This is a genomic window from Haloarcula halobia, from assembly GCF_029338255.1.
GTDB classification, from domain to species: Archaea; Halobacteriota; Halobacteria; order Halobacteriales; family Haloarculaceae; genus Haloarcula; species Haloarcula halobia.
On record NZ_CP119787.1, the window covers coordinates 3292302 to 3319135 of the forward strand.

General features: G+C 59.2%; 19 protein-coding genes and 1 pseudogene. 13 read left to right on the forward strand and 7 right to left on the reverse strand.

The annotated features are described in order from the left end of the window. Positions 1–101: 101 nt before the first annotated feature. The 6 genes from P1K88_RS17330 to P1K88_RS17355 all read right to left on the reverse strand — a co-directional run bounded on the left by P1K88_RS17330 (position 102) and on the right by P1K88_RS17355 (position 7800). Entirely contained in the window at positions 102–1904 is a 1803-nt protein-coding gene (locus P1K88_RS17330; protein WP_276411512.1) for an ATP-binding protein, read from the reverse strand. Positions 1905–1910: 6 nt separating this feature from the next. Beyond that, positions 1911–3197, reverse strand: coding sequence for a DNA double-strand break repair nuclease NurA (locus P1K88_RS17335; RefSeq protein ID WP_276411514.1), 1287 nt, complete (start codon positions 3195–3197; stop codon positions 1911–1913). After that, positions 3190–3927 (reverse strand): hypothetical protein, encoded by a 738-nt coding sequence (locus P1K88_RS17340; protein WP_276411516.1) that lies wholly within the window; start codon positions 3925–3927, stop codon positions 3190–3192. Before P1K88_RS17340 ends, P1K88_RS17335 begins: the two co-directional genes overlap by 8 nt. 32 nt (positions 3928–3959) lie before the next feature. Further along, positions 3960–5918, reverse strand: a complete 1959-nt coding sequence (locus tag P1K88_RS17345) for an AAA family ATPase (RefSeq protein ID WP_276411517.1) — start codon at positions 5916–5918, stop codon at positions 3960–3962. Beyond that, positions 5911–7110 carry a DNA repair exonuclease gene (locus tag P1K88_RS17350; protein WP_276411519.1) on the reverse strand — a complete coding sequence of 400 codons (1200 nt, stop codon included), beginning with the start codon at positions 7108–7110 and terminating at the stop codon, positions 5911–5913. The genes P1K88_RS17345 and P1K88_RS17350 overlap by 8 nt, the downstream gene beginning before the upstream one ends. 219 nt (positions 7111–7329) lie before the next feature. After that, positions 7330–7800, reverse strand: a complete 471-nt coding sequence (locus P1K88_RS17355; RefSeq protein WP_276411521.1) for a hypothetical protein — start codon at positions 7798–7800, stop codon at positions 7330–7332. A 181-nt stretch (positions 7801–7981) separates the two neighbouring features. Here P1K88_RS17355 and P1K88_RS17360 point away from each other — a divergent pair, with 181 nt between their 5' ends. Together P1K88_RS17360 and P1K88_RS17365 are read left to right on the forward strand one after the other, a co-directional pair. Next, positions 7982–8731 carry a hypothetical protein gene (locus P1K88_RS17360; protein ID WP_276411522.1) on the forward strand — a complete coding sequence of 250 codons (750 nt, stop codon included), beginning with the start codon at positions 7982–7984 and terminating at the stop codon, positions 8729–8731. A gap of 151 nt (positions 8732–8882) precedes the next feature. Continuing rightward, on the forward strand, positions 8883–13592 hold the full coding sequence (locus P1K88_RS17365) for an ATP-binding protein (protein WP_276411524.1): 4710 nt from the start codon (positions 8883–8885) through the stop codon (positions 13590–13592). 62 nt (positions 13593–13654) lie between these two features. Here the strand turns inward: P1K88_RS17365 and P1K88_RS17370 are convergent, their stop codons facing one another. Next, a complete protein-coding gene (locus P1K88_RS17370; RefSeq protein WP_276411525.1) occupies positions 13655–14683 on the reverse strand; it encodes a tyrosine-type recombinase/integrase in 1029 nt (342 codons plus the stop codon). A gap of 775 nt (positions 14684–15458) precedes the next feature. Here P1K88_RS17370 and P1K88_RS17375 point away from each other — a divergent pair. The 11 genes and pseudogenes from P1K88_RS17375 to tgtA all read left to right on the forward strand — a co-directional run bounded on the left by P1K88_RS17375 (position 15459) and on the right by tgtA (position 26824). Then, the gene (locus P1K88_RS17375; protein WP_276411527.1) at positions 15459–16670 is read left to right on the forward strand and encodes a DPM/DPG synthase family glycosyltransferase; all 1212 of its coding nucleotides are present in this window, start codon (positions 15459–15461) and stop codon (positions 16668–16670) included. A 280-nt stretch (positions 16671–16950) separates the two neighbouring features. After that, complete coding sequence (locus P1K88_RS17380; protein ID WP_276411528.1) at positions 16951–18084, forward strand: glycosyltransferase family 4 protein; 1134 nt, start codon at positions 16951–16953, stop codon at positions 18082–18084. A 139-nt stretch (positions 18085–18223) separates the two neighbouring features. Next, positions 18224–19339 (forward strand): annotated as a pseudogene (locus tag P1K88_RS17385) (NAD-dependent epimerase/dehydratase family protein); the annotation flags it as partial. Further along, complete coding sequence (locus tag P1K88_RS17390) at positions 19333–20448, forward strand: Gfo/Idh/MocA family protein (RefSeq protein WP_276411531.1); 1116 nt, start codon at positions 19333–19335, stop codon at positions 20446–20448. The pseudogene P1K88_RS17385 and the gene P1K88_RS17390, both read left to right, overlap by 7 nt. Positions 20449–20576: 128 nt before the next feature. After that, positions 20577–21173, forward strand: a complete 597-nt coding sequence (gene trmY / locus P1K88_RS17395) for a tRNA (pseudouridine(54)-N(1))-methyltransferase TrmY (RefSeq protein WP_276411533.1) — start codon at positions 20577–20579, stop codon at positions 21171–21173. An 86-nt stretch (positions 21174–21259) separates the two neighbouring features. After that, on the forward strand, positions 21260–21715 hold the full coding sequence (locus tag P1K88_RS17400; RefSeq protein ID WP_276411537.1) for a VanZ family protein: 456 nt from the start codon (positions 21260–21262) through the stop codon (positions 21713–21715). A gap of 130 nt (positions 21716–21845) precedes the next feature. Next, positions 21846–23960 carry a hypothetical protein gene (locus P1K88_RS17405; RefSeq protein WP_276411538.1) on the forward strand — a complete coding sequence of 705 codons (2115 nt, stop codon included), beginning with the start codon at positions 21846–21848 and terminating at the stop codon, positions 23958–23960. A gap of 54 nt (positions 23961–24014) precedes the next feature. Next, the gene (locus P1K88_RS17410; RefSeq protein WP_276411540.1) at positions 24015–24560 is read left to right on the forward strand and encodes an NUDIX hydrolase; all 546 of its coding nucleotides are present in this window, start codon (positions 24015–24017) and stop codon (positions 24558–24560) included. 43 nt (positions 24561–24603) lie between these two features. Beyond that, positions 24604–24879, forward strand: a complete 276-nt coding sequence (locus P1K88_RS17415) for a hypothetical protein (protein ID WP_276411541.1) — start codon at positions 24604–24606, stop codon at positions 24877–24879. Continuing rightward, a complete protein-coding gene (locus tag P1K88_RS17420; RefSeq protein WP_276411543.1) occupies positions 24876–25355 on the forward strand; it encodes a type II toxin-antitoxin system VapC family toxin in 480 nt (159 codons plus the stop codon). Before P1K88_RS17415 ends, P1K88_RS17420 begins: the two co-directional genes overlap by 4 nt. After that, positions 25352–26824 carry a tRNA guanosine(15) transglycosylase TgtA gene (gene tgtA / locus P1K88_RS17425; protein WP_276411545.1) on the forward strand — a complete coding sequence of 491 codons (1473 nt, stop codon included), beginning with the start codon at positions 25352–25354 and terminating at the stop codon, positions 26822–26824. The genes P1K88_RS17420 and tgtA overlap by 4 nt, the downstream gene beginning before the upstream one ends. The last annotated feature ends 10 nt before the right edge of the window (positions 26825–26834 follow it).

A 26834-nucleotide genomic window follows, 5' to 3' on the forward strand; every position in this document is an offset into this window, starting at 1 on the left:
TTGGGAGGCACTTCTATGACGCGCTGCGAAGGTCGCCAGTTTCGGACTCCCGGGAAGGTGTATCATCAACGCTACCGGGAATAGTGGGAGATCCCGTGGAATTAGTTTGAGTGGTTAGTCACGCAGACATCTAACCCTTGAACTTCGACTGGGCGGACGTCTGGCGCGTCCACGACTGCTTGGCCCTTGTCGAAGGTGACAATCTGGTCTTCGTAGTCAGCAGGGATGCGGATACGCTCGACTACCTCAGGTTGGAGACCGAGATAGATTCGGGTGTTCGTCTGTTTGAGGATTTCATCGTCGATGTCCTGCGGATTCTGCGTGACCATGTAGAGGCCGAATTTGTCTTTCCGGCCGCGTTTCGCTGCCTGGCGGAAGTTCTGGACGAGATATTGCTCGCGGGGACGATCTGTGCTGGAGAGGTATTCGTGGGCCTCGTCGACGCAGAGGAGCAGCGGCGTTCCTTTGATTTGGGGATGTTCGACGCCGGTGTCGATCTTGTTCTCGACGATGTGGGTCATCAAGGCCAGGAGAACTAACTTCTCGGTTTCACCGCGAAGGTGGCCGGTCGGGACGACGGTTACCTGGCCGCGATTGAACATATCGTTCGTGTATTCGTCGAGACTGGTGGTTCCGTGGTCGAAGACACGGTCGTAGATGGGGCCAGTGACGCGGCGTTCGACCGCGGCGAGAATGTTGTCGTTATCGACGATCTGGTCACCGTTCAGATCGAGCCAGGTCTCGAAGTCGTTGTACGTCGGCTCGTCGTCGCTGTCGTCGTCGAATCGACCGAAGTACGCGTTGAGGACGTTCCGAATCGCGTTGAACGTCGGGTCTTTCGGTCGTGACGAGAGCAGGAGTTGAGGGCGGTTTTCGACAACGGAGAAGGGGATACCGAAAGTGCGGGTGTCATCGAGTGTCGGCTGGCTATTCGCTGTGACTGGTGCGAAGACTTGGAGATCGTCGTCCAGACCGCCAACGGCGACGCCCTTATCCTCAAGTTCTCGGGCCTTTTCCAGAGAGAGTTCCGGGTTGTCATCACGCATTTCGACGTATTCGTCCTCGGGATCGATGACGAACAGATTCAGATAGCGGTGACGGATGTCATCGTCAATGCCGAACGCTTCCTGCTCCTCGGGCGGGACTTCGATTGGGTATTGTTTCGAGACGGCGCACTGCCGGAGGATATTCTTCGAGAAATGCGTTTTCCCCTTCCCAGTGCTGCCCGCGACGAGGACGTGGCGGAAGATTGCGGGTTCGCCTTCGTCAGCGGTTCCGTCTGTTGAGTTCGGGTTCGATAGAAGGTACGTGAGCGGGTTCTCATCGTTGGGGACGAGGTCACCGCTAACGGCCATGTCGCCTATGTAGATGCCGTCACTGGGGATATTGAGGCCGACGCGGAGAACTTCTTCGTCCTCAATAAGATGGACATCTTCTCCGGGTTTCGGCGGTCGATCGACGGTCTGTCTGGTGAGGGCATCTTCGACGCGGTCGTGCTCGACGATGGCGATCGGGTCGAGATGGGAGACGTAGGCGAGGTTTTGTTCGCCGAAGTCACTGTAGCCGCCGCCATCGACCCAGTCATTGATTTCGGTGATCGGTCGGTATTCGAGGCGGTCAATCGCGGCGAGGAGGACTTCGTCTTCGTTCGGCTCGGTTGTCGCGTCAGGGTAGGGGATGCAGACGTAGTTGCCGACGCGGAGACCGTCGCGTTCGTGCTGGTCGATATAGGCGATAATCTGCATTTCGCTCCGCCCGACGAACAACTGTGAGTCTTTGAGCGCAACGTGTCCAAGACTGTCGTCGCCGAGAACAGGGTCTGCCATCGCTTCGTCCTCAGGTTCGGCCGCAATACTGTTTTGGTCGCCGTACTTTGCTGCGATGTCGTCTGTTGAATCAGTCATTGTGGATCACTCCTGGTTGTTGAGGTCGTTATAGCCGCGGAGCTGATTGTAGGTGCGAACCGATGTCGCGTGTTGGAGTTCCCGCCGTAGCCGCTGTCGGTTCTCCCGGCTAATTGTGGCAGCTTCGTCTGCGGCTTCGATCGCAAAGGGAATGCTTCGAGTCGCGGCGATTTCAGCGAGAACTTTCTGTTGGAGTCGCTCACGGTCTGTTTCGTCTCGAACCATCATGAGCGGGGCTTCGACGCGGACGACGGTGTTTTGAAGCGGGATGCGAGCGTAGAAGAACGCCGTCTGGTATTCGGCGGCATCACCGCGACGGAATTCGATGCCGTCGAGACCTTCTAAGGGGACGAACGCGCTATCCGCCTGCGCGGGTGACATCTGGCGCTGGACGAGCCACGTCGTATAGCTGATGACAGCGCCGTCGTCACCGTACCAGTCGTCGGGATTGTACAGAGCTTCGCTGAAGAACAGGTTATCGTTCCCCCAGCGTAACGGCGTGTCTACCTCGTCTGGCGCTTTTGCCTCGATCGCGGAGACGACTTGGGTGCTGGTCGGGGATTTGACGATCCCGGCGACTGGGAGGTCGGCTTGGTCCTGGCCTTCGACGACGCGGAGGTAGTTCGTGACGATGTCGTCGATCATGTCCGGCCAGAAGTCGAGCGGTGTCTCTCGGGAGTCCGGGGTTTGTGCGAACATCGTCCAGAGCAACACTCGACTCGGGTACAGCGGGCCGTCGATGAACAGTGGCCCGTTGATGTCGTCTAGGTGGCGGCGGGCGTGCCACCCCTCCGCGTACGTTCGTGCGATCCCGGTCACCCAGTCGGCGAGGTCACGCTGGCGAGACGAGATCGTTGGGAACCGGAATACGTCGGCGTCAACGTTGTCGTACTCCGCGCGGAGGTCATCGATGTCGAATTCCTCATTGTCGAAGTAGACGACGGTCGTCAGGGTGCTTTCCTTGGCGAGGTCAGCACGGTCAGTCCGGCCACCGATCCCGAGTTTGGCGTTGGCAGCCCCGAGTAGGAGGCCGTTGCTGAATTGGAGCGGCTGAGTGGTACTCGCGTCAACGCCGTAGGTCACCGGCCACGGATCATCCCAATCTTGGACGTTGTCAACGAGTTCGTGGTTGATGGCTGGTTGTTCAAGTGCCTCAATGTCGCCTCCGGGGCGGGCAACGTATTCGAACAGATCAGCAGCGGGGCGTTCCTCTTCGTCGGCAGCGTCGTCAACACGACCATCGATGGAGCTGAAGACGTCCCGGAGCGCACCGAGTGTATTCGGATCAGTCATCGTCTCCGGCGACGCCTTCTGTTCCGGACTTTCCGTGACTCGGCGTGACTGTACTCGCATCCTCGGTGGGATCCTTTTGGGCGTGGAGCGCAGCGTCCGCGTTCTGGATGAGCCGGTCGTTGTGGCTCACGACGAGGATCTGTGGGACGTTCCATTCGGAGATTGCTTGGATGACGGAGTGGAGTTCGTCTACGTGGTCGTCGTCGAGGAAGCTTGTCGGTTCATCGAGGATGAACGGTGGGAGACGGTCGCCCCCGGAGCTATCGCGTTTCGCCACAAGGCGGTAGACGCCGGCGCGTAGCGCGAGATTGACGACTGTGCTCTCGCCCCCGCTCGTGACTTCGGGCTTCATGTGGGCGCCATCGCTGGTCACGAGGCTGATTGTGTAATCTTGGTCGATGTGAACGCCGGCGTAGCTCTGGTTCTGGTACAGGTCGTTGAAGACTTCGTTCGTGTAGGCGTTCAGCAGTTCGACGTTCTCCTTGCGTAGCTGGGTTTTGACGTCCTCGTAGCCCGCGATGATGTCATTGATATCCTCGACGACGGTATCGCCCCATTCTTTCTGCTCGGTGAGTGTTTCGACGCGCTCCTCCTGCTGTTCGACCGTATTGAGCGCCGCATTCTTGTCCGCGCGTTCCTGGACGAGCGTTTCGTGTTCCTCTTCAGCGGTTTCTTTCTCCTCGGCAGCGGCTTCTCGGTATCCTTCGTACTCCTCGATGTCCGACTCCAAGTCCTCAACGTCGATGTCCGCCAGCTCGTCGTCTATCTCTTCGATCTCGTCTTCGAGGTCGTCGATGTCCTCGAGAGCTTGCGCCGCATTTCGCGGGCGTGTTCGATATCTTGCTCATATTGGTCGATGTCTCCCGCGAGGTCCTCGATCTTCTCGTATTTCTCGCAGGCTTCCTCGACGGGCTCTTTGATGCCCTGAAGCTCCTCGATCTGATTCTCGACCTCTTCCAGATCTCCCTCGAGCTCTTCGACGCTGTCCTGAGCGTCTGCTAGCTCTTCTCGGGCCGCTTCGAGTTCTTCTTTTGCCTCCTCGACTGCTGCCTCTTGGTCTTCAAGTTCACCCTCCAAGCGCTCGATTTCCTCTTGTATATCCTCTAAGTCATCCTCCAGGTCCTCAACGGCTTCTTGCTTTGCCAGCGCGTTGTTGACATCCTCTCGGAGGTCTGAGAGCGCGTCTCGTTGCTCACTCAGTCGTTCGCGTTTCTCGTGTAGGTCTTCGATGTCCGACTGCGTGTCAGTGAGCGCCTGCTCGACGCTCTGGCCGTCGGCTGTGTGTCCACCCTCATGTTCAGCGCCACAAACCGGGCAGATGCCATCGTCGCCGAGGTCGCTCAGTTGTTCTTCTTTAGTCTGGAGGCGCCCAATCTTGTTCCCGAGTTCTTCGCGCTCGTCGGCCAAATCGTCACGTGCGTCTGGGATTTCGTCGTCACGAAGCGTTTCCAACGCAGCATCCTCTGGGACGGGGAGGTCAGCAGTTCGTGCTCGAACCTCGTCAACTGCGGCTTCAGCTTCGTCCTCGGCTTCTGCAATCTCTGACTCCAGCCGTTCTTTCTCCTCACGCTCTGCTTCCAGATCCTCTTCGAGCTGCTCGAATTCGCCTTCGACATCGTCCAAGTCTTCTTCGCGCTCGTCTTTCTCACCCTCCAGACGCTCAACCTCCTGCTTCGCGTTTCGGAGGTCGGCATCGATGCCTGCTTTTTCTTCCTGCTCGTCGCTCAGCTCTGATTCGATGTCTTCGAGCGCCGCTTCGGCCGCCTCAACTGAAGACAAGTCGTATGTATCAATGGCATTGTCGAGTTCTGAGATTCGCTCACGTGCCTCCGTCTGTTGCTGTTCGGCCGTCTCTTTGTTCTCCTTCGCTTCTTCCAAGTCTTCGCCGAGGGACTCGTATTCGCCGCGTTTCTCTTCCAGCTCGTCTGCCAGTTCTTCGCGGTCGTCCTTCAGGTCGTCAACTGTCTCGAGTTGCTCGCGCCAGTCCTCTAACTGCTCATCGATCTCCTCAATGTCGTCTTCATACCCCTCAATCTCGGCTGCCTTCTCGTCGATTTGCTCGCTTAGTTCAGCAATCTCCGCTTGGAGGGTGTCTTTATCAGGAAGGTCATCGAGCTGGTCACGCGCCTCTGCAAGGCGGTTCTTCGCCTCGTCACGCTTGTTTTTCGCCTCCCTGCGCGCCTTGACTGCGCGGTCAATCAAGTCATCGACGCGACTCAGACCGAGGAGGCCGTCAAGAATCTCCTTCCGGGTGTCTTCGTCAGCGTGAACGAGACGCGCAATGTCACCCTGCTGGACGTAGACGCTGCTGACGAACGACGACGCATCCATCCCGAGAAGATCTTGGCTAATTGTGTTCTCGACCTTCCGAACACCGGATACTGGTTCGGTTAGTGCTTCCGACTGGAGTTCACAGGAATCCGTGCTGCCATCGGCGTCGATGACCCACTCGACGGTGTAGTCCTGCCCACCGGCTTCGAACGTGAGCTCAATGCGGCCCTGATCTTCGTTATGGCGGACGAAGTCAGCGAGATTGAAGTCCGCCCCAATCTCGTGCTTGCCGCTCTGGGGGAAGAGTCCGCCGAACACGCTCCGGAAAATCGTCGATTTCCCGGCGCCGTTCTTCCCGTAAATGAGCGTCTCGCCGTCCTCGAAGTCGATCGTTTCGTGCGTGTGCTCTGGATGTTCTCGATGGTGAGTTCGCGCAGGAGCATTACGCATCACCCTCCGTTTGCTGGCCGTCCTCGATGTCGTCGAACTGTGCTTCGCGCTCTTCCTCGAGAATCTCTGCGACATCATTCCGGACGTGGGATTCCTTGGTTGCGTCCGTCGCCCGAACGACTTCCTCGATGCGTGAACTCGTTGGTTGGATGTCTAACTCGCTAATCGTCTCGTCGATGAGTGATTGGATATCCGCGACGTCAGTTTCCCCACCTTCGAAGTCGAGATCGACGCTTGCGCGGCGTTTGTCTTGGACGTGGACGACGCCAGCGCCCCGAGAGTCAACCAGCTCGTAGACATCTCGCTGGGAAACCGTCGTGTCGTCCCCGTGTAGTTCGACGACGACAAGCTGCTCGTCGAGGACCTCGTCGGGGCTGAGCGCTTCGTCAAGGCGTTGCTCGACGAGTCCGAGGCCATCCTGTTCGCCGAATTGCACCGGGACTTGGAGGAAGTCACGTGGCGCTTCACCCGCCGGAGTATCGAGTGTACGTCGCCGGATCTCGAGGTCACCGGATTCGACTTCGAGCATCAGGGCACCCCGTGGCGCTGATTCCTTTGTGGAACAGCGCTCGGTCGAGCCGGGATAGAACGCCTGGACGCCGTCTACTGTTTCCTCTGTGTAGCCGTGATAGTCGCCGAGTGCGATCGCTGTCGGAGTGATATACAGTCGGTCGATGACCTCTTGGAGTTCGTAGTTCGCCTGTTGCGGCGGGACAAGTTCCTCGAAGAGGTGATGCATACAGACGATAGTCACGTCGGCTGAGGCCGGTGGCTCCTCCAACTTGAACTCGTAGGTATTCCAGGATGGCGCCCGGATGGCGTCGATACCGTAGAGGGCGACGTCGTCGTTCACGAGGATTGGTGTCTCGTCGAGATGGTGAACGAGGTCAAAACGGTCGATGAGGTCGAGCCACTGCTCGTCTAATTTGCGTTCGTGGTTTCCGACGATTCCGTAGAAGGGGATGCCGGCGTCGTTCAGTTTGGCGAGCGTGTCGAGACACCGGTTCACATCTGGGACGCCTGGCTGTGGGTCATCGAATAAGTCGCCCGTGTGGATGACGGCATCTACCTGTTCACCGATGGCGAGGTCGATCGCTGCGTCGAAAGCGTCAGCGAAGTCCTCTCGACGGGTGTCATCGCCGTATTGGCGTTTCCCGAGGTGCGTGTCGCTAACGTGGAGGATACGAGTCATGACTCTTGAGTGGAATAACAAGTAGTAGGGTCATAATGCTGGTCCAATCGGAGTGAAAGTGATTAGTATCATCAATTGGCTTCTTACTCGGCCGGTGGGGCAGGCTCAGAACCCGGAGGAAGATGTCTCCGGAGTGATGCAGAGCCACTCCTGGAACCGGTCTGAGTTTCCGATGACGATTGAACGGCCACGACGCCAAACGCAGATGTCCTCTCAGAACTAGCTTCCATCGAATTCCTTCTTGGCTTCTTCTACCGCTGTCGTGATTCGGTCGGTCAACTCCTCTTCCCACTCTGTTCCGATACTTTGATCGTAGAGACGAATCAGTCGGAAGAATCCGAGAAGCATTAGCTCAGATTCCGTTTCGTCCAGAAACTCGTCTTGACTTTGGGAAGCTAACACCTCCAGTAAATTCAAATCCTCCACTGCCCCGACCATCCCGAAATCAACGAGAGCCGCTGCAATGTCCCGCTCTAAATGAGTATGGCCTGGGTGATCCTCATCAATTCCATCTTCTAATACCTCGCTTAGGAACTCTATAGACCGACCACTCAGGAATCCAGTTCGGTAGGTTGTCGTCCTCGGCGGTACGCTATCGCCCTCTGAATCATCTGTTAGTGGTTCTCCACACTGACCGCAGTAGTAGTGGGCCTCTTCAGTTTCGTTGCCACAGTTCGTGCAGTACGGCATATCTGGATATAGGATGATTCAGACAATGATGGTTATCTCGCAGAAGGGGAATAGCGTCAATAGAGGGTCGTGGTGACTGAACCGAACAGTGAGGACCAATACACCAGGCTGCCTGAGCTCGTCCCTTGAGTGTGGAACCTATTGCTCCCAGATTTATGCAGCTGTCTCCGAATTATGAGCTATGAGTGGCGGGATTCCGTATGAGACAACGCTCACGATGCAGTCATATGTGCAGATGCGCGACAAAGCTGAACTTGATTTTTTGGATGTGTTCACTCCGTCAACACGCTTAGAACGGGAACTTGGTTGGGACATGGAGATTCGGAATTTGAAGGGGGTTGTATTTCAGTTCAAGCGGCCGAAACTCTCGAAGGATGGGACGCGGCGGTTTTCTATACGTTACTCCAATCAAAATCCGCCACGCCAACTCGCTACTGTCAAAAACTACGCCGTAAAGTACGGGGAAGACATTGCCTATTATGCGCTGCCGCTTGTGACAGAGCATGACGAGTTAGAGGCGACTCTTCTCCGCACAGCCTTCGTGAAGGCGCTTGCAATACCCGAGTACACCTCCGTTATCCATATCCCAAAACAGTATTGTCAGGACGGGAGTCGGAATTCGAACGAATCGATTACAGCTTATTGCAGTTACCCGTGGGATACGGACACTCGCTGGAAAGAATCGATTGCACCTTCAGATGTTTTCGGCTGGGAGGACCTCTACGAACGTATCGAACGATGTGACGTCGGGTTCAAAATCCGCTATCATAACGAATCACAGAGAGAAAGGTATCACGACGATCATCGATACCTTCCGCACAACGACGAAGAGCACTGGACTGACTATAGTACTGAGGAACTTTTCGGACTTGCCCAAGAGAGTGCGCCGTACATTACACGGTTTGGGTCAAGTGAGGACGTATTTGGGTAGCAAATCTTTGATTGTTTGGTCGGGTGAGAGATCGATAGCTAGTGATCTCACCTCTAGCTAATCCAATTCACGCCGTCCGGTGTTTCATAGGCCGTGGATCCCACACGATGACCCATTAACATTTAATCATAGCCGATTCTTGAATCGGGCTATGGATTCACAGGCTGATAGAAGCCAATTTTCTGACGTACCTCCATCCTCTGAGCGCGACGCGGAGCAACTGATAGAGGAAATACGCGGATATCGGCAGGCTCAGCGTACGGCGACACCCGACGAGGAAGTTGCGAAGTTCCAACGGATGCAGGAAAGGATTTTGGAGAGTTTAGACGACGCCTCTCAGGTCATCCCCGAACTGCTACAAAATGCAGACGACGTGGGTGGAGACTGTACAGAGGCTACTCTACAGCTCACAGATGATGCATTGGTCGTTACCAACCACGGTGAGCGAATGACTGAAGCCGAAATCGCTGCGCTCGGGGAGTTCACAAGAAGCACCAAGCACGATCTTTCTTACATCGGCCATTTCGGTATCGGCTTCAAGACCGTTTTCAGTGTAACCGACAGTCCACGCATAGAAACCGGATACACGAGCTTCAAATACGACAAGTCGGATTCGGAGCTGCCGATTTCAGATTCAGGCGAGTACGTAGATGGTACGCGGATACGGCTTCCATTCGCTGACGACTTATCAGAGACGCGTTGGGAAACGCTCAGAAGCAAACTGGAATCGATAGACCGACTTCTGCCATTCCTGAATAATCTGGAATCCATTCGTGTTGAGGTTGATGGGGAAACCAGGATCTACGAACGTATTGAGACGGGAGGTAATACCCGCACTATTCAAGAACGAGTCCCGGAGGACAATTCCGTTCGTACCGTTGCCCGATATCGACTCTTCTCGGAATCATTAACGACCGATTCTGAGGTTTTTGAGATGTTGGCAGACGAACGAGAGTTCAACGCCGCAGATCTTGAGGAACGAAACGTAGAATTGGAGGTCACAGTCGCCATTCCGGTTTCCGATGAGGGTGCCCCAGTGTCACACCAAGATAGTCGGCTCTTCTGTTATTTCCCTGCCAGCAATGATACCCTTCTCCCGTTCGATGTTCAGGCTGATTTCCTATTGAAGTCTAATCGAGAAGAGATTCGTCCGGGACATCCGTTGAACGAACGGTTCCTCTCAGTAGCAGGGGGACTCGTTGAAACGGCAATCTCTGAATTCAAGGCTGATGATATTGCCCCTGAGGCATTGCTGGAACTGGTCCCGGACCTTGCAGAAGACCGGCCTTCCTATCTCGACCCGCTCCTAAAGCGAACCAGAGAATCTGTCTCAAGACAGGAAATCGTTCCTGTTGCATCTGGAGATGTCTACCGACCGGAAGACGTAGTGATCCTTCCAGAAGAGTTGCGCCCGCTTCTTCCGCTCGGTGAGTTTGCACAAGCGTATTCTGACGCTGAGGTCCACCCGGAAGAGGATCTTGAAGACCGATATTACGAACGCTTAGAGGTGCTGGACAGGACTCAATCGCTCTCGATGGCGGAAACGCTCGAGGAGCTTTCGGATATGGATCTCTTGCAGAGCCTCGAAGTGTCCGACATCGTTGAGCTCTTGGCCGCGGTCGAGAGGTATCTGGATGGTCTTAATTCGTATAGAGAGGAGGAAAAAGCGGAGATCGAGCGGACAATAGCCGCTTTGGAATCGCTGCCAGTATTTTCATTCCAAGGACGGACCGAGTTGGAGGGGCGACATACGCTGACCGAAGCAGGAGATACTATATATCGGCCAGCCCGACAGGATGAATCGGTTTACGAAGCGTTCTATGACGAGTTAGACCTGTTGAGTGGCGATTTGGTTGCAGAGCTGCGTTCTCAAACCATCTCAGACACAACGACAGGACGGGTTCAGGACCTGCTTGCGGATCGATTGGGTATTGAGGAACTCACTCATCGAGATATCGTTCGAGACGTCATCAACGAAGCGTTTTCGAGCCCCGGAGAGCTTCCCGATGAGACGTTAGATGATTACCTCGAGTACGTCCGTGACCATGCTCGAAGACATCTTGACGCTTCTGAGATCAGGCTACGAGCGAACGATGGCACGTATGTAGAGCCTGAATCACTCTATCTCCCAACCGCGTATAATGAAGGCCGCTACCGCTCAACTCTTCTCTTCAGTACTCTATCTGACAAAAAGGCTGTTAGTGAATCCTACCTTGAGCGAGTCTCCGAGGAAACAGAAACGGACACGGAGAGTTGGCGAACGTTCTTCGTTGATCTTGGAGTTCAGAACTATATTCCGGTTTCCAAAGACGCCGACCAGTGTACGAAAGAGACATTCCAGTCGGCCGCCGAGATTCGTGAATTCCTGACCGAACACGACGATGAAGGAACTGATGTCCGGAAAGACAAAGATACGGTTCCGTATGGTGGACGGGGCTGTTCTTGGATGCGTTCGACGGATGCTCGTCATGGACTCGTCGATTGGGCCTTTTCGAGTTCGTTCGAGAAACGGTTCCAGGAAGTGGTCAAGGAGAACCCGGACTTAGGGGCTGAATTCGCTAGGATGCTTGATGCGAATTGGGAAGAGGTCTACCAAGATGCTGCGTATCGGGAGTATTACTTCTCGGTCAGTGATAATGGATACGCGACGAGGACGGAGACAAGCAAGTGCCCGACGACGTTCACTCGCTTCCTACGATCTACCGAGTGGCTTCCTGGAGAGGATGGAGAACTCTATCAGCCGAGTCATCTATTTGAGCATAATTCTGTCACAGAACGAGCGGACGTAACGTTGCTCGCTGAGTCCGTTGCGGACATCTCATCGGAACTTTACAATCTATTGAACGTAAGAGATGATGTTGGGATCACTGAACATAAAATCGGCATTGAGCAGGCGGTTGCCGAGCGCACAGAACGAGATTCTGATGCGGTTGATTCTGAGATTCGATCGCATCTGCATTCTTTAGCCGATCAGGTAGAAACAGCTTCTGAGGACGAAAAATCGCAGTTATCCGATGAGCTTCAGGATTGTCCATTTATTTACATCCCTGAGGCGGATCCGGAATTCCGGACGCCCGAGCGAGTTGCATGGAGCGAGGGGTTGGGAGAGTATATCGTCCCAATCAACACCTACTACCGGGGTCTACACGATTTGCTGGTAGAGGTACTTGATATCCCGCCAGAGCCGACACTGGACACCTATATTGAGTTCTTCCAATACGCCGACGAGCAGCGTTGGTCGGCTATCGAGGAGGCGTGGCGCGAAATTGTTCGTCGGGTAGTCCGTGATGACTCTCCCGAGCAGGATGCCACGGATATTGCTACAAAGCTCAGGGAAACAGGCTTGATCCCAAATGCGAATGAGTCTCTTGTTCCGTACGACGAAATCGAGTATGTTGCTCGACGGGAAGGAGTAACTGAGAGACTCCCCGATTCAATAGCAAATGCTGTTGCGTTTCCTTCATACGACCAACGGTTCGATCGTGACGAGATAATTGACTCCTTGACGGCGATCCTTGATGCTGATGCATTGGAAGAGGCGATGGAGCAGACTGTCACAGATCCGCCATATGAAGAAGAAAATCGAATCCTGTACGATGATTTCGCCCAAAGTCTTGAGGTCGGGAACAGTGTCCTCAGGGATCGAGATGCGATGCAAGCGGCAGAACGTCTCGTTTCTGTCGCAGATTACACTCTTCAGCAGGTAACCCGCATCACCTGTGAATACCGTCTCAAAAGCCAACAGCGAGTAGACGGGCATGAAGTAACGGTCTACATAGATGAGGAGAATGAACATATCCTTATCAAGGATGCAGAGGCTGCTCGACTCGACCTCGTCGATGCGCTTGCAGCAACTCTTGACCTGACAGGCGCTGACAAGAACGCGTTTGTTGAATTTGTAAAGGGGGCTGTAGGTAAGCCTCCAGAGCTAATCGATGCATATCTGGAGGGTGAAGATATTTCACGGATCCCAATTGCCGCTGATACGACTGAAAGTTCAGAGGCGAAAAAGAACGAGGAGGTCATGCGGCAGACAGAGGAAATGGCTGGAGATGTTGAAGAAGAGACCAGCCAAGGGGCTAATTCTGGTACCCTAATAGACGATACTTCCGACCGGAGTCCTGAGGTCGAAGATACTTCGATTCAAGTGACCAATATCACCACTTCAAGTGGTTCGCAGGATTCGGTTGAGATGGGAGATGTGACCGCCGAAGTAGAAGAGAGAGACGACACGAAGAAGGAGGGATCTAGTTCCGAGGAATCGACGGGTACTAGTTTCGATGAGGATGATCTCAGCCCAACAACGCCCACGGACCAGGGGAATTCAGGCGGGGGTGGGACGCGAGCGAATACGGTTGGCCGTCAAGGTGAAGAATTCGTTATGGACTATTTGAAGGAGCTACTCGAGGAGGCCTTCGACGCGAACCCAGAAAGTGAGGAAATCCAGAGCGGATTCTGTCTTAGGGGGGAACACGATGGTGAGACTCAAGAGATCCAGATCGCTTTCGTTCCAGATAAGAGCGACCCTCATTGTGATATCCTCGTCACTGGGGCTTCGCTGCGGCGCAAAGAGGACGAACTGTTAGTTGAGTCAATCACTGCTAATGCACGAGCCTTAGTGGAGGTCAAGTCGGCAGCTGCTGAGAGTCGGACATTCGAATTGAGCGGTCTCGAGCATAGGGATGCGCAGAATCACTCCGGGGACTACTTTATTGTCCGCGTTGTTGACACCGAGAGCGAGAAGCGGCGAGTGGAGACAGTATTTGATTCGGTTCCGGAGTTGGAAACCCGGGTCACAAATGATAGTCGTCTAAAGTTAGAGAACTACACATACAACTATTCGCTGGTATTGTCTTATTGACAACAGTTTGGGTATCTCGAATTGATTATAAATAAGTACAGTTCAGCTATTCCAAGTCCTGCCTAGTCAAAACTGGGCAGGTGTTCGCGCCGCTGGTTCATTTTCTGCCGTGACGATCGCGCGTCATAGTGCTCATCGAGTGTTTCCTTGCTTACGTTCATTCTGTCGGACACAACTGTATCGGGCACGTCTTCTGATAGGAAATGCGTGATCGCGCCACGCCGAAGCGCGTGCGGCGACCGCGATGACGGACATTTACTCGCCTCGTACCGTCGGTCCCGCGCGTCGCACTCTTCAGGATCTCGGTCATGCGGACATTCCTCTCCGGCCACACACGGGCGGGTCAGCTGGTACGTATAGTAGCGAAACGTGTTCGTCGTCATCCGGCCATGCCCAGTCGCCAACAGGGGCTTCCGTCCGTGCTCGTCAGTCACCTCCGGGCGCTGTTCCTCGATGTAGTCGCGTAACACGCCGACCAGCTGCGACGACAATGCGATATCCCGCTCGCCGTGCGCTCCGTTCTTCAGCGGCGTTCCGGTATCGGGACGGTGGCGGATTTCGATGTACGCGTTTCTGAGGCGCACGTCGTCGAGGTCGATTGCCAGGAGTGAGCCAGTGCGCGCGCCGGATTCCCAGAGTAACCGTGCGATCACATGCTCGTGGGTCGCGTACTCGTACTTGTCGAGATACGCGAGAAGGTCTGCGGCCCGCTTTGAGGGAAGGATGTCGCCGCTCTGTTTCTCGTTGGCGTCTAACGTCGGACTCGTCACTGATTCGGCGACGCCGTCCCGTACCGCGTCGATGTCTTCGCAAAATCGGAGGAACACGCGGAGCGTGTCCATCTGGCTCTTCAGGGTGGGTGGGCTCACCTCGGCTTTCCGGTAGAGCTTGAATCGATGGGTGTCCCGGCCGGTGATTTCGTTCAGGTTCTCGATATCCCGCTCGTCGCACCATTCGACGAATCGCTGAAGCCGGTAGCCATGCGACTGGAGCGTGGCTTCTGAAACCTCGTCACGTCGGTCTTGTTTGTACATCGAGACGCCGTCCTCTGGAGTCAGTGGTTCGAGATCGCCGGAGTCGTTGGGTTCCATGGTTTGCTCAGCCTTGCGCTCCGATCCACGGGGATTCCGTACGGCCACGGTGGATGGCGTTGCCAGGGTGGCCCGGGGGCTCGGAAGCCCGGAACGGCGCGACCGAAGGGAGCGCCGCATGCCCGGACCGAGGCAACCGCCTCACGGTTAGCGCTGGTGTTCCGTGGAAGCCCGCCCGGCACGCCGGTAGGCGTGCCCGGCAGGACCCGCGAAATCGGAGTTGGAACGTGGACTGGAGCGCCGGCCCATTCTCCGCAGAGTGACCGACCAGTGAGAGCCACCACCTACATGTAGTCTAATCAGTACTGCAAGAGAGCAGATCTCTCGCGGTCCCCCGTCCGGATATCCCACACCCGAATAGAAGAGCTTTATTCGGGGACTGCCGGTTAAATATAGCGCGCGTGGAGAACACTCGCCAATAACGCATCATTTACGGGACCCAGCAGCTATCCGGGTCGTACTGGCAGACCCCCCCAATCAAGACTATTCGATATTAAATATATCTGTCATAGTGTCCCGAAGGCCTTCAACAAGGCACTCACGTGTCCTCTCCGCCGGCAAACAGCCCCTCTAGAACCCAGTAATCTCATCGTAGTAGTCCGTTAAGACATTGTTTCGGTAGTATGGTGAATATTACCATTATCTAAGAGGATAGAATAAATCTACAATATGTTTCCGAGGTTAGAGGTCAGTGGGACCGGTTCTGTTCGTTCTGGAAGTATAGATCCCCCCTCATCAAAGTGATGATTCATTAACTTTTCTAAGTTTACCGCACATGTCAAAAGAAGACATCGCCCATGATGGGCGCGAACCGGTCGACGGCCAAATGGGGGGCAGTGGGTATCTGGTCACGCCGCAGAGCGATGCGGAACCGGAGATGAGCGTCGTAATGCCGACACTCAACGAGGAGGAGGGTATCGTCGAGTGTGTCAGGCGGATTCGGACGGCAATCGAAGCGCTCGAGATATACACGGAGATCGTCGTGAGTGACAGTTCGACGGACCGAACACCGACGATAGCACGTAGCCTCGGTGCGAGGGTCGTCACGCCGGATCAGTACGGATACGGCTACGCCTATCGGTACGCCTTCGACCGGACACGAGGGGAGTACATCGTGATGGGCGACGCGGACACGACGTACGACTTCGAATCAATTCCACGGCTACTCGAACCCGTCCGGAACGGCGATGCGGACATCTGTATGGGTAGTCGATTGAAGGGAACAATCGAGAAGGGGTCGATGCCGACGTTGCACAAGCACATCGGGAATCCGCTGTTGACCAAGTTCCTCAACAGTTTCTACGGAGCAGGCGTTAGCGACGCTCACAGTGGATTCAGAGTGTTTTCGCGGGAGGCGCTCGAAACGCTCGATCTACGATCGAACGGTATGGAGTTCGCCAGCGAGATGATAATGGAGGCCGGGGCGAAGGGGCTCGAAATCGCCGAGGTCCCGATTGTCTACCACGAGCGTGAGGGCGAAGAGACGCTTGAGAGCTTCCGAGACGGCTGGCGACACGTTCGGTTCATGCTCGTCAACGCTCCCGACTACCTATTTGCCTATCCGGCAATCGGTGCCGTGACGGCCGGGGTAGTCCTGATTGCGCTGTCGCTCGTAGGGATAACTCTCGGGAGTGTGACGTTCGGCCTGGGGACGCTGATGAGCGGGGTGGTGGCCACGCTCGTCGGGTACCAGATCCTGGCGCTCGCGCTTTTCAGCTCCATCGCAGGGGATCCGATTCAAAATACGGACAACCGGCTCATAGAGAACGTCCGACATCGGTTCCAGCTGGAACAGGTGCTCCTCGGTGGCATCATAGTGGCTGGCCTCGGCCTCGCGTGGTTCGGCCACGTGATGGGTCAGAGCGATGCCATCGAGACGGTCGGTTCCTCAACCATTGGAGCGTTACTACTTGCGTCGACGGTCGTGGTCATCGGGCTACAGACGGTCTTCAATTCGTTTTTTCTCACACTGATCGACCGGCAATGAGCAGTACTGTCCACTCCGGCCCTGGCCGTCGAAAGGGAGCGGTATTACAAAAGGGGTTGTCGGCCCCCGTCCCAACCGACACAGACATGAGTCGATCGGTGCACTCGTCGGCGGCCCACCAGTGTGGTCTGTCCGACGTCGGGTTGGGACGGGGAACCTCGAGACGTTGGAATACGGGGGGGAGCCTCGCGTTTCAACAACCACCGGTAGTGATCCAGGAACGACTCTCACAGGCATCGATCGGAGCAGACTACACGATCATCGCTGGGCGTGGTTCACCGTGAAGATCGCGTTCGTCTACGATGCTGTCTATCCCTGGGAGAAGGGTGGGGCACAGAAGCGGGTGTGGGAGATCGCTCGCCGACTCGCGTCGGACCACGAGATCCACATGTTCGGGATGAAGTACTGGGACGGGCCGGCCGTCATCGAACGAGAGGGGGTGGTCCTCCACGGGGTGTGTGAACCTTACGACCTCTACACCGACGGCCGTCGGTCGATCACGCAAGCGATACAGTTCTCGCTGCACCTGGCCCGACCGTTGCTGTCCGAGGAGTTCGACGTCATCGACTGTCAGCAGTTCCCCTACTTCCCGATATTCGTCTCATCCCTCCACGAGACTCTGACCGGGTCCTCGCTGGTCGTGACGTGGTACGAGGTCTGGGACCAATACTGGATGGACTATCTCGGCTACAAGGGCGTGTTCGGGCGGTCGATAGAACAGATTACTGTCAGGTTACCGGACGAGATCGTCTCGATTTCGGGCGCGATCCAGGAGGACCTTCGCGGTATCGGGCGGCGGTCGAACGTCTCGGTGGTTCCGAACGGCGTGGACTTCGACGGCCTCCAAGCGGTCCCCGAATCCGACGCTGATCCGGACATCGTGTACGTCGGCCGGCTCTCGGAACACAAGAACGTCGATCTACTGTTGGATGCGGTGGCACAGATCACTGCCTCCTCGACGGCCGACGTGTCGTGTACAATCGTCGGCGACGGCCCGGAACGCGAGCGTCTAGAGGCACATGCCTGCGAGGTGGGCGTCGCGGAGCAGGTCACTTTCCGCGGCTTCGTCGAAGCGGACGACGACGTCGTCGGGATCATCAAGTCGGCGACGGTCTTCGTGTTGCCCTCGGAGCGGGAGGGGTTCCCCAACACGATTCTCGAGGCGAACGCGTGTGGCATCCCCGCGATCGTCGCCGATTACGAGGAGAACGGCGGAACAGCGGTCGTCGACGACGGTGTGAACGGGTTCGTCGTCGAGCCCACACCTGAAGCCTTCGCCGACCGCATCGAACACGTGCTGACCGACGAGACGGCACGGGCCGACCTGGCGACCGACGCACGGGAGTTCGGAAAGCGCCACGATTGGGACCGGATCGTCGACCAATTAGCCGATAAATACCGGGATCTAGCGTGAGACGCTGCACGGGCACTCCGCGAAAGTTGTACATACCAATGGGTATCTGCTGAAATTTTCATCCGCTATGGCAACTGCCGAAACGAGAGCGGTGGTAACCGGGGGTGCCGGTTTCATCGGTTCATAGCTCACGGAACGACTACTTTCCGACGGGCGTGACGTGCTCGTCATCGACTCACTCGAAACCGGACGGAACGAATTCGTTCCACAGGCCGCCGAATTCAGCGAACTGGACCTTCGTTCGGATACCCTCGAGACAGCGCTCGAGGGGTTCGACCCACACGAGATCTTCCACCTGGCCGCGATCCACTACGTCCCGTACTGTAACGAGAACCCGGGCGAGGCGTTCGACGTCAACATCATGGGGACGCGAAACCTTTTCGAGTCCGTAAAGGAGATCTCGACGGTCGAGACAGTGGTGAACACGTCGTCCGCAGCGGTCTATCCGTCCAGAGAGCGGGCGCTGTCGGAAGACGTCACTCCCGACCCGATGGACGTCTACGGCAAAACGAAACTGGTCGGTGAGGACCTCGCGAACCGGCTCGGGACCGAGTCGGAGGTGACGACCGTCTCCGCTCGGCTCTTCAACGTCTACGGCCCACAGGAGACGAATCCGCACCTCATCCCCGCGATCTTGGAACAGATCCGCGACGGGAGTGAAACGATCGAGCTCGGGAATCTCTCGCCGAGACGGGATTTCGTCCACGTCGACGACGTCACGCGTGCGCTGATGGCGCTGGCGGACCTCGACGAATCGGCGCCGAGAGCGTTCAACGTCGGCTCCGGGAAGGCGTGGTCGGTGCAGGAGGTCGCCGAAGCCGTCGGCTCGGCCCTCGAGTCCGACATCGAAATCGAACAGGAGGCGTCGCGAGTCCGCGAGAGCGACCGACCCCACCGAGGCCGACATCGACCGCATCGAACGAGAGACCGACTGGTCACCACAGATCGGGCTCCGAAAGGGACTCAGCGACCTGCTCGAACACCAGCAGCCGAAACAGGAGCCGGGACGTGGCGGTGGGACTCGAACGTCGCGTTCGACCTACTTGGAGCAGCGGGCAACGCAGAGCGGCCCGGGGAAGCAGCGTCCAGAGGGCATCCCGAGGACGACACAGTACGAATGACACGCCACGATCTGGGACCTAATACAGCATCCATGACCGATACCACGATACCATTTGCCGGGGACGACGACGCACCGAGTACCGAACGTCCGACTGGCGGCCTGCCCAGCGTCGAGGAGGGACGCCGATGTTGAAAATCGGCGTCATCGGCTGTGGCTACGCCTCGAAGAACTACCACTTCCCGGTCATCGAAGCGATCGACGAGGTCGAGCTGGCCTGGGTGGCGGATGTGGACGCCGACAGCGCCCGTACCATCGGCAGCAAGTACGGCGTCGAGTGGTACACGGACCCAGAGACAGCGGTCGAGGCGACGCCAGACGTGGTCCACGTGAACACACCGCCGTTCACCCACGCGGACCTGACGGTTTCTGCGCTCCGCGCGGGTGCACACGTGCTCGTAGAGAAGCCGATGGCGATGACCGAAGGAGAGTGTGAATCGATGATTAGCGTAGCCGAGGAAACCGGACAGAAACTCAGCGTCGTCCACAACAACCTCTTTTTCGACCCGATGGAGGAAGTATTAGACGACGTCTACGCAGGCGAGTACGGCACCATCCACAGCGTCAGGTCTTTCATCGGCGGCGCCCCGAACCCTGACGACATCCCGGGGAAAGACCGGTCGTGGGTGGACGAGTCGCACGGTGGCCCGATCGGCGACCGACTCCCGCACCCGACGTATCTTGTCACCCACTTCTTCGACGACGTCTCCGATCCCTGTGTGAACGTCGACCTGACCGACGACGGGACACTCATGGGGGCCAGCGTCCAGGTCGCCGACGGGGACCGGTTCGGGAGCATCCACGTGACAGAACGGGCACTCCCCGGGAAGTCGATCATCATCACCGGAAGCGAGAAGATGGCTGTCGTCGACCTGTTCAACTACTCGGCAGTCACGTACGATACACTCGACCGGTCGCCGTTCTCGATGGTCCTCGACAATTTCGGCGCCGCCGGCCAGCTCACGAAAGGGACGGTAGAGAACGCCATCGACTACGCCAGAGACGTCACCTCGGAGGGGAGCAAATACCCCGCACCGGGACACTACAATCTGATTCGCAGGTTCGTGGCGTCGATCGAATCCGATACACCGGTACCGATAGATCCAAGCGAGGGAGTGAAAGTCGTGAGGGTACTCGACCAGATAGACCGACAGGCCAGAGCACAGAGTGAGACAGGACAGAGAGCCGCAGACGAGCCGAGCCAACTCTTGCACACAGCGACGGCGCCACAAATTGTTCTATGAGATAGCAACAGGAGAGTCAGCCCCAGTCCGCAGAGACCTACGGGACGGGAGCAGTGGGCGGTCACCGCGACAAACCACACGGCTCAACCAGTGGATGTATGCGGGGACGGTGCCTTGGTCGGGCAGATATGCGCCAGTTCGTCGTCGTCGGTCACGACGCACCCACCACACCCGACTTCTCGCTGGACGACCTCGCCGGGGCCGCCGGTCGCCTGGACGTGCTCTGTCGCTGTGTCAACAGCGCCTTCTTCCTGAGCCACGACATCCGGAAAGACGTCCGCACCCACCTCGTCCTCGGCGACGAGTACACGGTAACCTTCGACGGGCGCGACCTCCGGCGACTCAATCCCGACGAGCGCTCGACGGCCGCCCTCGTTCGCAACGCCCTCGAAGAGCGTGCAGAGGCCATCGGCCACATGCCGGTCGAGACGTCACCGGGCGTCGCCCTGACGCGCCGTGGGTTCGAGGGGACCATCGAGGACGTCGCCGCCCGTGGGACGGTCGTCCAGCTCCACGAAGACGGCGCCCCCGTGGTCGACATCGAACCGCCCGAGAATCCGGTGTTCGTCCTCTCGGACCACCACGACTTCGAGGCGAGCGAAGCAGACCTGCTCGTAGATTACGCCGACCAACGCGTCTCACTGGGCCCGCGGGCGCTCCACGCCGACCACGCCATCACGGTCGCACACAACTACCTCGATACCGAGGGTTTCAGGGCCTATTGACGGGGTTTCGACCGTTTTCAAGGGCCCTGAGCACGAGTCACAGACTATACATACCCGTTCTGTAAACAACCGGCCATCCACAGAGCATGACGATTCGAGTGCCACTCCTGCCACGTTGGCTCCGCTGGAGTTTCGTCGTCGGCATCGCCGGGTTCATCTTCTACACGTCGATTCTGACGGTGCCGCCGGAGACGGTCATCGACGCTGGCAAACCCGAGCTCCTGCCACTCGACAAGTGGCGCCACTTCGTCGCCTACGCCGTCCTCGCGGGAACCGGCGTCTACGCCACGACGGACTGGAACCAGTCGATGCGACGGCGTGCACTCCTCGTCGTCGGCCTCGTCGTCGTCTACGGCGTCGGCATCGAGTTCGGCCAGTCGCTGATCCCGAACCGGTACTTCTCGCTTGGGGACGCCTACGCTAACGCGCTCGGGGCCGTCCTCGTCACGCCGTGGTACCTCGTCAGGCGACACGTCGAGTTCGTCGAAGTCCGAACCTGGGTGGCGGAGTTCGCGCCCACGGCGGGGACGCGACAGAAGTAGCCACAGTCGGCGTCTCCTGCCGGAAGAACTTTCCCGCACCACTCGTTGCACCTCGTATGGTCGGGCCCCCTAGCAACGCAGACAGTACAGTCGAGCGCCAGTCCTCCGGTCGCTGGCCGGTCGCACACCGATGACGGACCGCGATGCACTGAGCCGGCGGACGGTCCTCGGCGCACTCGCCAGCGCCGGTGCGACCTCGGTCGCGGGCTGTGGCGCACTCCAGGGCGAGAGCGACAGCGAAGCCACGGAGGTCGAGGACGACCGGGCCCATGAGCTCGCAGCGCAGTTCGCCCCCGTACTGTACTTCGACGAGCACGAGCCGTGGTTCCCGACGGACCCGCGACCCTTTACCAGCGAGCAGGACGGCGAGACCGTCGTCACCGGGTTCGACGCCCTCGACGGCTACCACGAGCAGTTCACGGGCGACCAGCCGCCGAACCCGACGGTCTTCTACAACGTCGTCCAGTACGAGGACTCCCCGCTCGCGGCGGTCCAGTTCTGGATGTACTCCGCGTTCGACCAGTTCACCACGAACTTCCACTGGCACGACTGGGAGGTGCTGCACGTCTTTGTCGACACCGACGCCGTGGCGCCACAGCTCTTCGTCGCCAGCTCGCACTCCCGGAAGGTGCCGAACAACGAGTTCCTGGATCCCGACGCCGAGAGCGTCCCGCGCATCCTCTCGGAACTGGGCTCGCACTCGAGTGCGCTCTCGCTCAACGACATCGCCGACCGGTTCCAGCGGTTGCCGACGGGGGACTCCTTCGCCGACATCACGAACCGGCCCATCGAGACGCTCGAAGACATCGCGTCGATTCCGCTGGCCTACGGCCTCCCGCGGGACGAGGGACGGGTGCTGCCGTACGTACTGCCCGAGCTGGACGGCGCGCCCATCTACGAGGACGACCGTCTGCCCTCGGTCGAGCAGTCGGACCTCGTCGACCAGGACCTGACGATCCGGTCGTTCGACGCGCTCTCGTCGCCGCCGACGACGCTGCCAGAGCGCGCGACGGGACTGGTGTTCGACCACGAGGAGCGCGGGGGCGACCCCGACGTGGCGTACTCGCTGGTGCCGACGAGCGAGATCGAGCACATCACCGACTTCACCGGGCCACAGTTGAGTTTCGAGTTCGCCGTCCCGCAGTTCGCCGAGGACGCCATCGCCGGGCACATCACGACCACGGGCGCACCCTGGGGCCAGCCCCGCTATGCGAACCCCGCGGCGGACATCTCGGAGCCGGCCCACCGGGCGGCGCTGGCCGAGCGCTACGACGCCATCGGCGCGCCGTCGTCGGTCAACACCGTCGTCGCGAACGTCACAGAGGCGGTCACCACCGACGACGCGCCCGCCGGCGAGGGGCTGACCACCCAGTCCTCGCCCGTCGAGGCGTTCGTCTTGCTCGAGAGCGAGCCCGAGGCCGCGCCGACGTTCGGTGGCATCGCCGCACTGCGGGACGTTCCGGCCGGTGAGCACCGCCTCACGGTCAACGGTGCTGGCCGTGCACCACACAGCGAGACGGTCGCCGTCGAAGACGGAGGCGACGAAGTGCGCCCGGTGACGGCCGCGGGCGTCGAGGGCGAGATCCCGCTCGTCGCCCGCGAGTCGGCCACGAAACTCGAGGTCGACAGCGAGGGCACCGACAGCGACCTCACCGACCTCGCCGTCGAGGACGACTTCGCCAGCCGGCTGTACGACGCGCCGCTCGTCGGTCCGGACGCCGTCTACGTCCACCGCGGCGGCGCGTACACGACGGAGGTCCGGGACAGCGACGACGAGGTGGGGGCGTTCCGGGTGAATCCCGACCCCGAGGCCGACGACGGCGTCCGCATCGACGAACCGAACACCGGCAAGGCGTCGCTGGCGCGGTTCCTCGCCGACATCAGCGACGAGACCCGGGCCGAGATCGCCGCAGTGGCCGACAGCGACGGCGACGACGAGGACGGGACGTCCGGCGGCGGACAGGGACAGACCGGCGGCGGGCAGTCGAATGCCGTCCGGGGCCTCGCGCAGGCGCTCGGGGCCGTCGCCGAGGCGGCCCGACGCGCGGCCGAACGAGCCGAAAACGGCGAGCGGGGCCGGGCCGACGAGAGCCTCCGGACGGTCGTCGACCGGCTCAACCGCGTCACCGAACGGCTGTCGGAAGCCCGCAGCGATCTCCCGAACGGGCTGGGGAACGCGACGGAGCGACGCCTCGAACAGGCCACCCGCCGTTCCGAGCAGGCCCGGAACGCCGACAAACTCTGACGCCCGTTGGCCGGGACCGGCACGGGTAAGTCCGCGACGCCCCCAGCCACAGCCATGACCGACGATCTCGCGTGGGAGACGCTCGAAAGCGACATCGCCTACACCTGTCCGGGGTTCGACGTCGTCCACGAGGCCGTGCGCCTGTCCGACGGGACCGAGACGGACTTCGACTTCTTCCGCGAGGGCGACAGCGTGGTGGTCCTGCCCTTCACGCCCGACGGCGACGTGGTCGTCATCGAGGAGTGGCGCCAGGCGGTCAAGCGGGTCAACTACGGCCTCCCGGCCGGCAGCGTGGAGTCTCACGACGGCGAACCGGCGGACGCCGTCGGCCGCGAGCTCGCCGAGGAGACCGGCTACGAGGCGGGGTTGGTGGAGTACCTCTACAGCGCCGAACCGGCCAACGGCTTCGCGGACTCGGAGTTTCACTACTTCGTCGCCCGCGACTGCGAACCGACCGCCGAACAGGATCTGGATTTCAACGAGTCGATTCACGTTGCGACGACGGACTTCGAGTCGCTCGTCGAGGGCGTTCGAGACGGTGAACTGCGAGACGGACGCTCTGCGGTCGGGATTCTCTACTACGCGCTGTTCGAGCGGTGAATCGTCCGAACGTTTATTCGGTAACGGAGTCTACCGAGTTACTATGGCGACGGCGGTCAAGGTCGACGAGGACGCGAAAGATCGGCTCGAAGAGCTGCAGGCCGAGATTCGGCTGGAGACGGGGCAGAAAGTCACGCAGCAGGAACTGCTTTCCCGACTCATCGACGACGCGTACGAGTCCCGTGAGGACGTCATCGATTCCTTTCGTCGACCAACGGTTCCACTGAACGAGGAGGAGAAAGCGGCGATGCAACGAGGCCGGTTCAGTTCCGGCGTCGATACCGACGAAGAAGATATCGACGATATCCTCTACGGATGACGGTACTGGTCGATACTGGGGTCCTGTACGCGGATCACGATACTACATCGTCGCGCCACGAAGCGGCCAGCAACGCACTTCAAACCCTCTATGACGGCGAATTCGGCCAACCGTACGTGATCGAATACGTGTACGACGAGGCAGTGACACTAACGCTCAAACGCAGCAACTCGATCGACGCTGCGACACAGATCGGGCACCGTCTTCGCGGAGTCGAACAGTTCCCCGAAGTCTACGAGTTGCTGTACGTTTCGCCAACGTTGTTCTCCGAGGCGATCGAGATCTTCGAACGCGACGACGACCAGCAGTTGAGTTTCACGGACGCGGCGCTCGTCGCACAGTACCGCGACCGAGATATCGACACCCTGCTGGCTTCGACGACGACTTCGACGGCATCGTCGACCGCCTCGACCCCATGGACCTGTAGCCCCGGAACACAACCCTTAGGCGCGCCCCCGCCCGACGACGGACAATGACGAACTTCGAGGTCCGCCAGTACGACGCTGCGGGCCGCCTGGGGACGCTGGAGGTCCCACGCGCCGGCGTCACCGTCGAGACGCCGACCATCCTCCCGGTCGTGAACCCGCACGTCCAGACCATCGACCCGGCGGCGCTGGAGTCCGAGTTCGGGGCCGAGATACTCATCACGAACAGCTACATCCTGCACAAGTCCGACGAACTCCGCGAGCCCGCGCTGGAACAGGGCCTGCACGACCTGCTGGACTTCTCGGGGGCCGTCATGACCGACTCGGGCTCGTTCCAGCTCGCCGAGTACGGCGAGATCACCGTCACGACCGAGGAGATTCTGGCGTTCCAGCGCGACATCGGGAGCGACGTCGGGACGCCGGTCGACATCCCGACGCCGCCGGACGTCGACCGCGAACGGGCCGCGGCGGAGCTGTCGACCACCCAGGACCGACTCGAGCGCGCCGCGACTGTCGACACCGGCGAGATGCTCGTCAGCGCGCCCGTCCAGGGCTCGACGTATCCGGAGCTCCGCGAGCAGGCGGGTCGCCACGCCGTCGAGACCGGCCTGGACGTCTTCCCCCTGGGTGCGGTCGTCCCGCTGATGAACGAGTACCGCTACGCCGACCTCGCGGACGTGGTGGCGGCGTGCAAACGCGGCCTCGGCGAGGTGGGGCCGGTCCACCTGTTCGGCGCGGGCCACCCGATGATGTTCGCGATGGCCGCCGCGCTGGGCTGTGACCTCTTTGACTCCGCCGCGTACGCGCTCTACGCCCGCGACGACCGCTACCTCACGGTGCGGGGGACCCAGCAACTCGACGACCTCGAGTACTTCCCGTGTCACTGTCCGGTCTGTACCGACTACACGCCCGGGGAACTCGACTCGCTCGACGAAGACGTTCGGGAGGATCTGCTGGCCCGGCACAACCTGCAGGTCACCTACGCCGAGATCCGCACGGTCAAGCAGGCCATCCGCAGTGGGAACCTGCTGGAACTGGTCGACTCGCGGGCCCGCGGCCACCCGTCGATGGTCGACGGCTACCGGGCCCTGCTGGACCACGCCGCACAACTCGAACGGTCGGATCCCGCCTCGAAGCACGCCATGTTCTACACCTCACACGAGAGCGCGCGTCGACCCGAAGTGCTGCGCCACCACGACCGCCTCGACCGGTTCGACATCGACGGCGACGAGGTGCTCCTGACCGAGGGCGGGTCGAACGACCGCTACGACGAGACGTGGGGCGTCCTGCCGCCCTTCGGCCCCTATCCTCGGGAGCTCTCCGAGACCTACCCGCTGAACGCCGAGACGCCCGAGCGAGCAGACGGGGCCGCGTGTGAGGCGGCCGCCGACGGCGTGGCGCGGCTGGTGGAGTCCCATCCCGAGGTCTCGTTCACACTGGTCCACGACGACTGGCCGGCGACGGCGCTCGCTCGGGTTCCCGATGGCGTCAGTGTACGGGACCTCCACGAGCGGGAGTGAGATGTGGCCA

Bases quoted from the DNA above. Each gene is read 5' to 3' on its own strand.
- P1K88_RS17415 (WP_276411541.1), top strand. From the start codon at position 24,604: ATGGCGACGGCGGTCAAGGTCGACGAGGACGCGAAAGATCGGCTCGAA.
- P1K88_RS17360 (WP_276411522.1), top strand. From the start codon at position 7,982: ATGAGTGGCGGGATTCCGTATGAGACAACGCTCACGATGCAGTCATAT.
- P1K88_RS17350 (WP_276411519.1), bottom strand. From the start codon at position 7,110: ATGACTCGTATCCTCCACGTTAGCGACACGCACCTCGGGAAACGCCAA.
- tgtA (WP_276411545.1), top strand. From the start codon at position 25,352: ATGACGAACTTCGAGGTCCGCCAGTACGACGCTGCGGGCCGCCTGGGG.
- P1K88_RS17330 (WP_276411512.1), bottom strand. From the start codon at position 1,904: ATGACTGATTCAACAGACGACATCGCAGCAAAGTACGGCGACCAAAAC.
- P1K88_RS17370 (WP_276411525.1), bottom strand. From the start codon at position 14,683: ATGGAACCCAACGACTCCGGCGATCTCGAACCACTGACTCCAGAGGAC.
- P1K88_RS17345 (WP_276411517.1), bottom strand. From the start codon at position 5,918: ATGCGTAATGCTCCTGCGCGAACTCACCATCGAGAACATCCAGAGCAC.
- P1K88_RS17355 (WP_276411521.1), bottom strand. From the start codon at position 7,800: ATGCCGTACTGCACGAACTGTGGCAACGAAACTGAAGAGGCCCACTAC.
- P1K88_RS17335 (WP_276411514.1), bottom strand. From the start codon at position 3,197: ATGACTGATCCGAATACACTCGGTGCGCTCCGGGACGTCTTCAGCTCC.
- trmY (WP_276411533.1), top strand. From the start codon at position 20,577: ATGCGCCAGTTCGTCGTCGTCGGTCACGACGCACCCACCACACCCGAC.
- P1K88_RS17420 (WP_276411543.1), top strand. From the start codon at position 24,876: ATGACGGTACTGGTCGATACTGGGGTCCTGTACGCGGATCACGATACT.
- P1K88_RS17400 (WP_276411537.1), top strand. From the start codon at position 21,260: ATGACGATTCGAGTGCCACTCCTGCCACGTTGGCTCCGCTGGAGTTTC.
- P1K88_RS17375 (WP_276411527.1), top strand. From the start codon at position 15,459: ATGTCAAAAGAAGACATCGCCCATGATGGGCGCGAACCGGTCGACGGC.
- P1K88_RS17365 (WP_276411524.1), top strand. From the start codon at position 8,883: ATGGATTCACAGGCTGATAGAAGCCAATTTTCTGACGTACCTCCATCC.
- P1K88_RS17390 (WP_276411531.1), top strand. From the start codon at position 19,333: ATGTTGAAAATCGGCGTCATCGGCTGTGGCTACGCCTCGAAGAACTAC.
- P1K88_RS17405 (WP_276411538.1), top strand. From the start codon at position 21,846: ATGACGGACCGCGATGCACTGAGCCGGCGGACGGTCCTCGGCGCACTC.
- P1K88_RS17410 (WP_276411540.1), top strand. From the start codon at position 24,015: ATGACCGACGATCTCGCGTGGGAGACGCTCGAAAGCGACATCGCCTAC.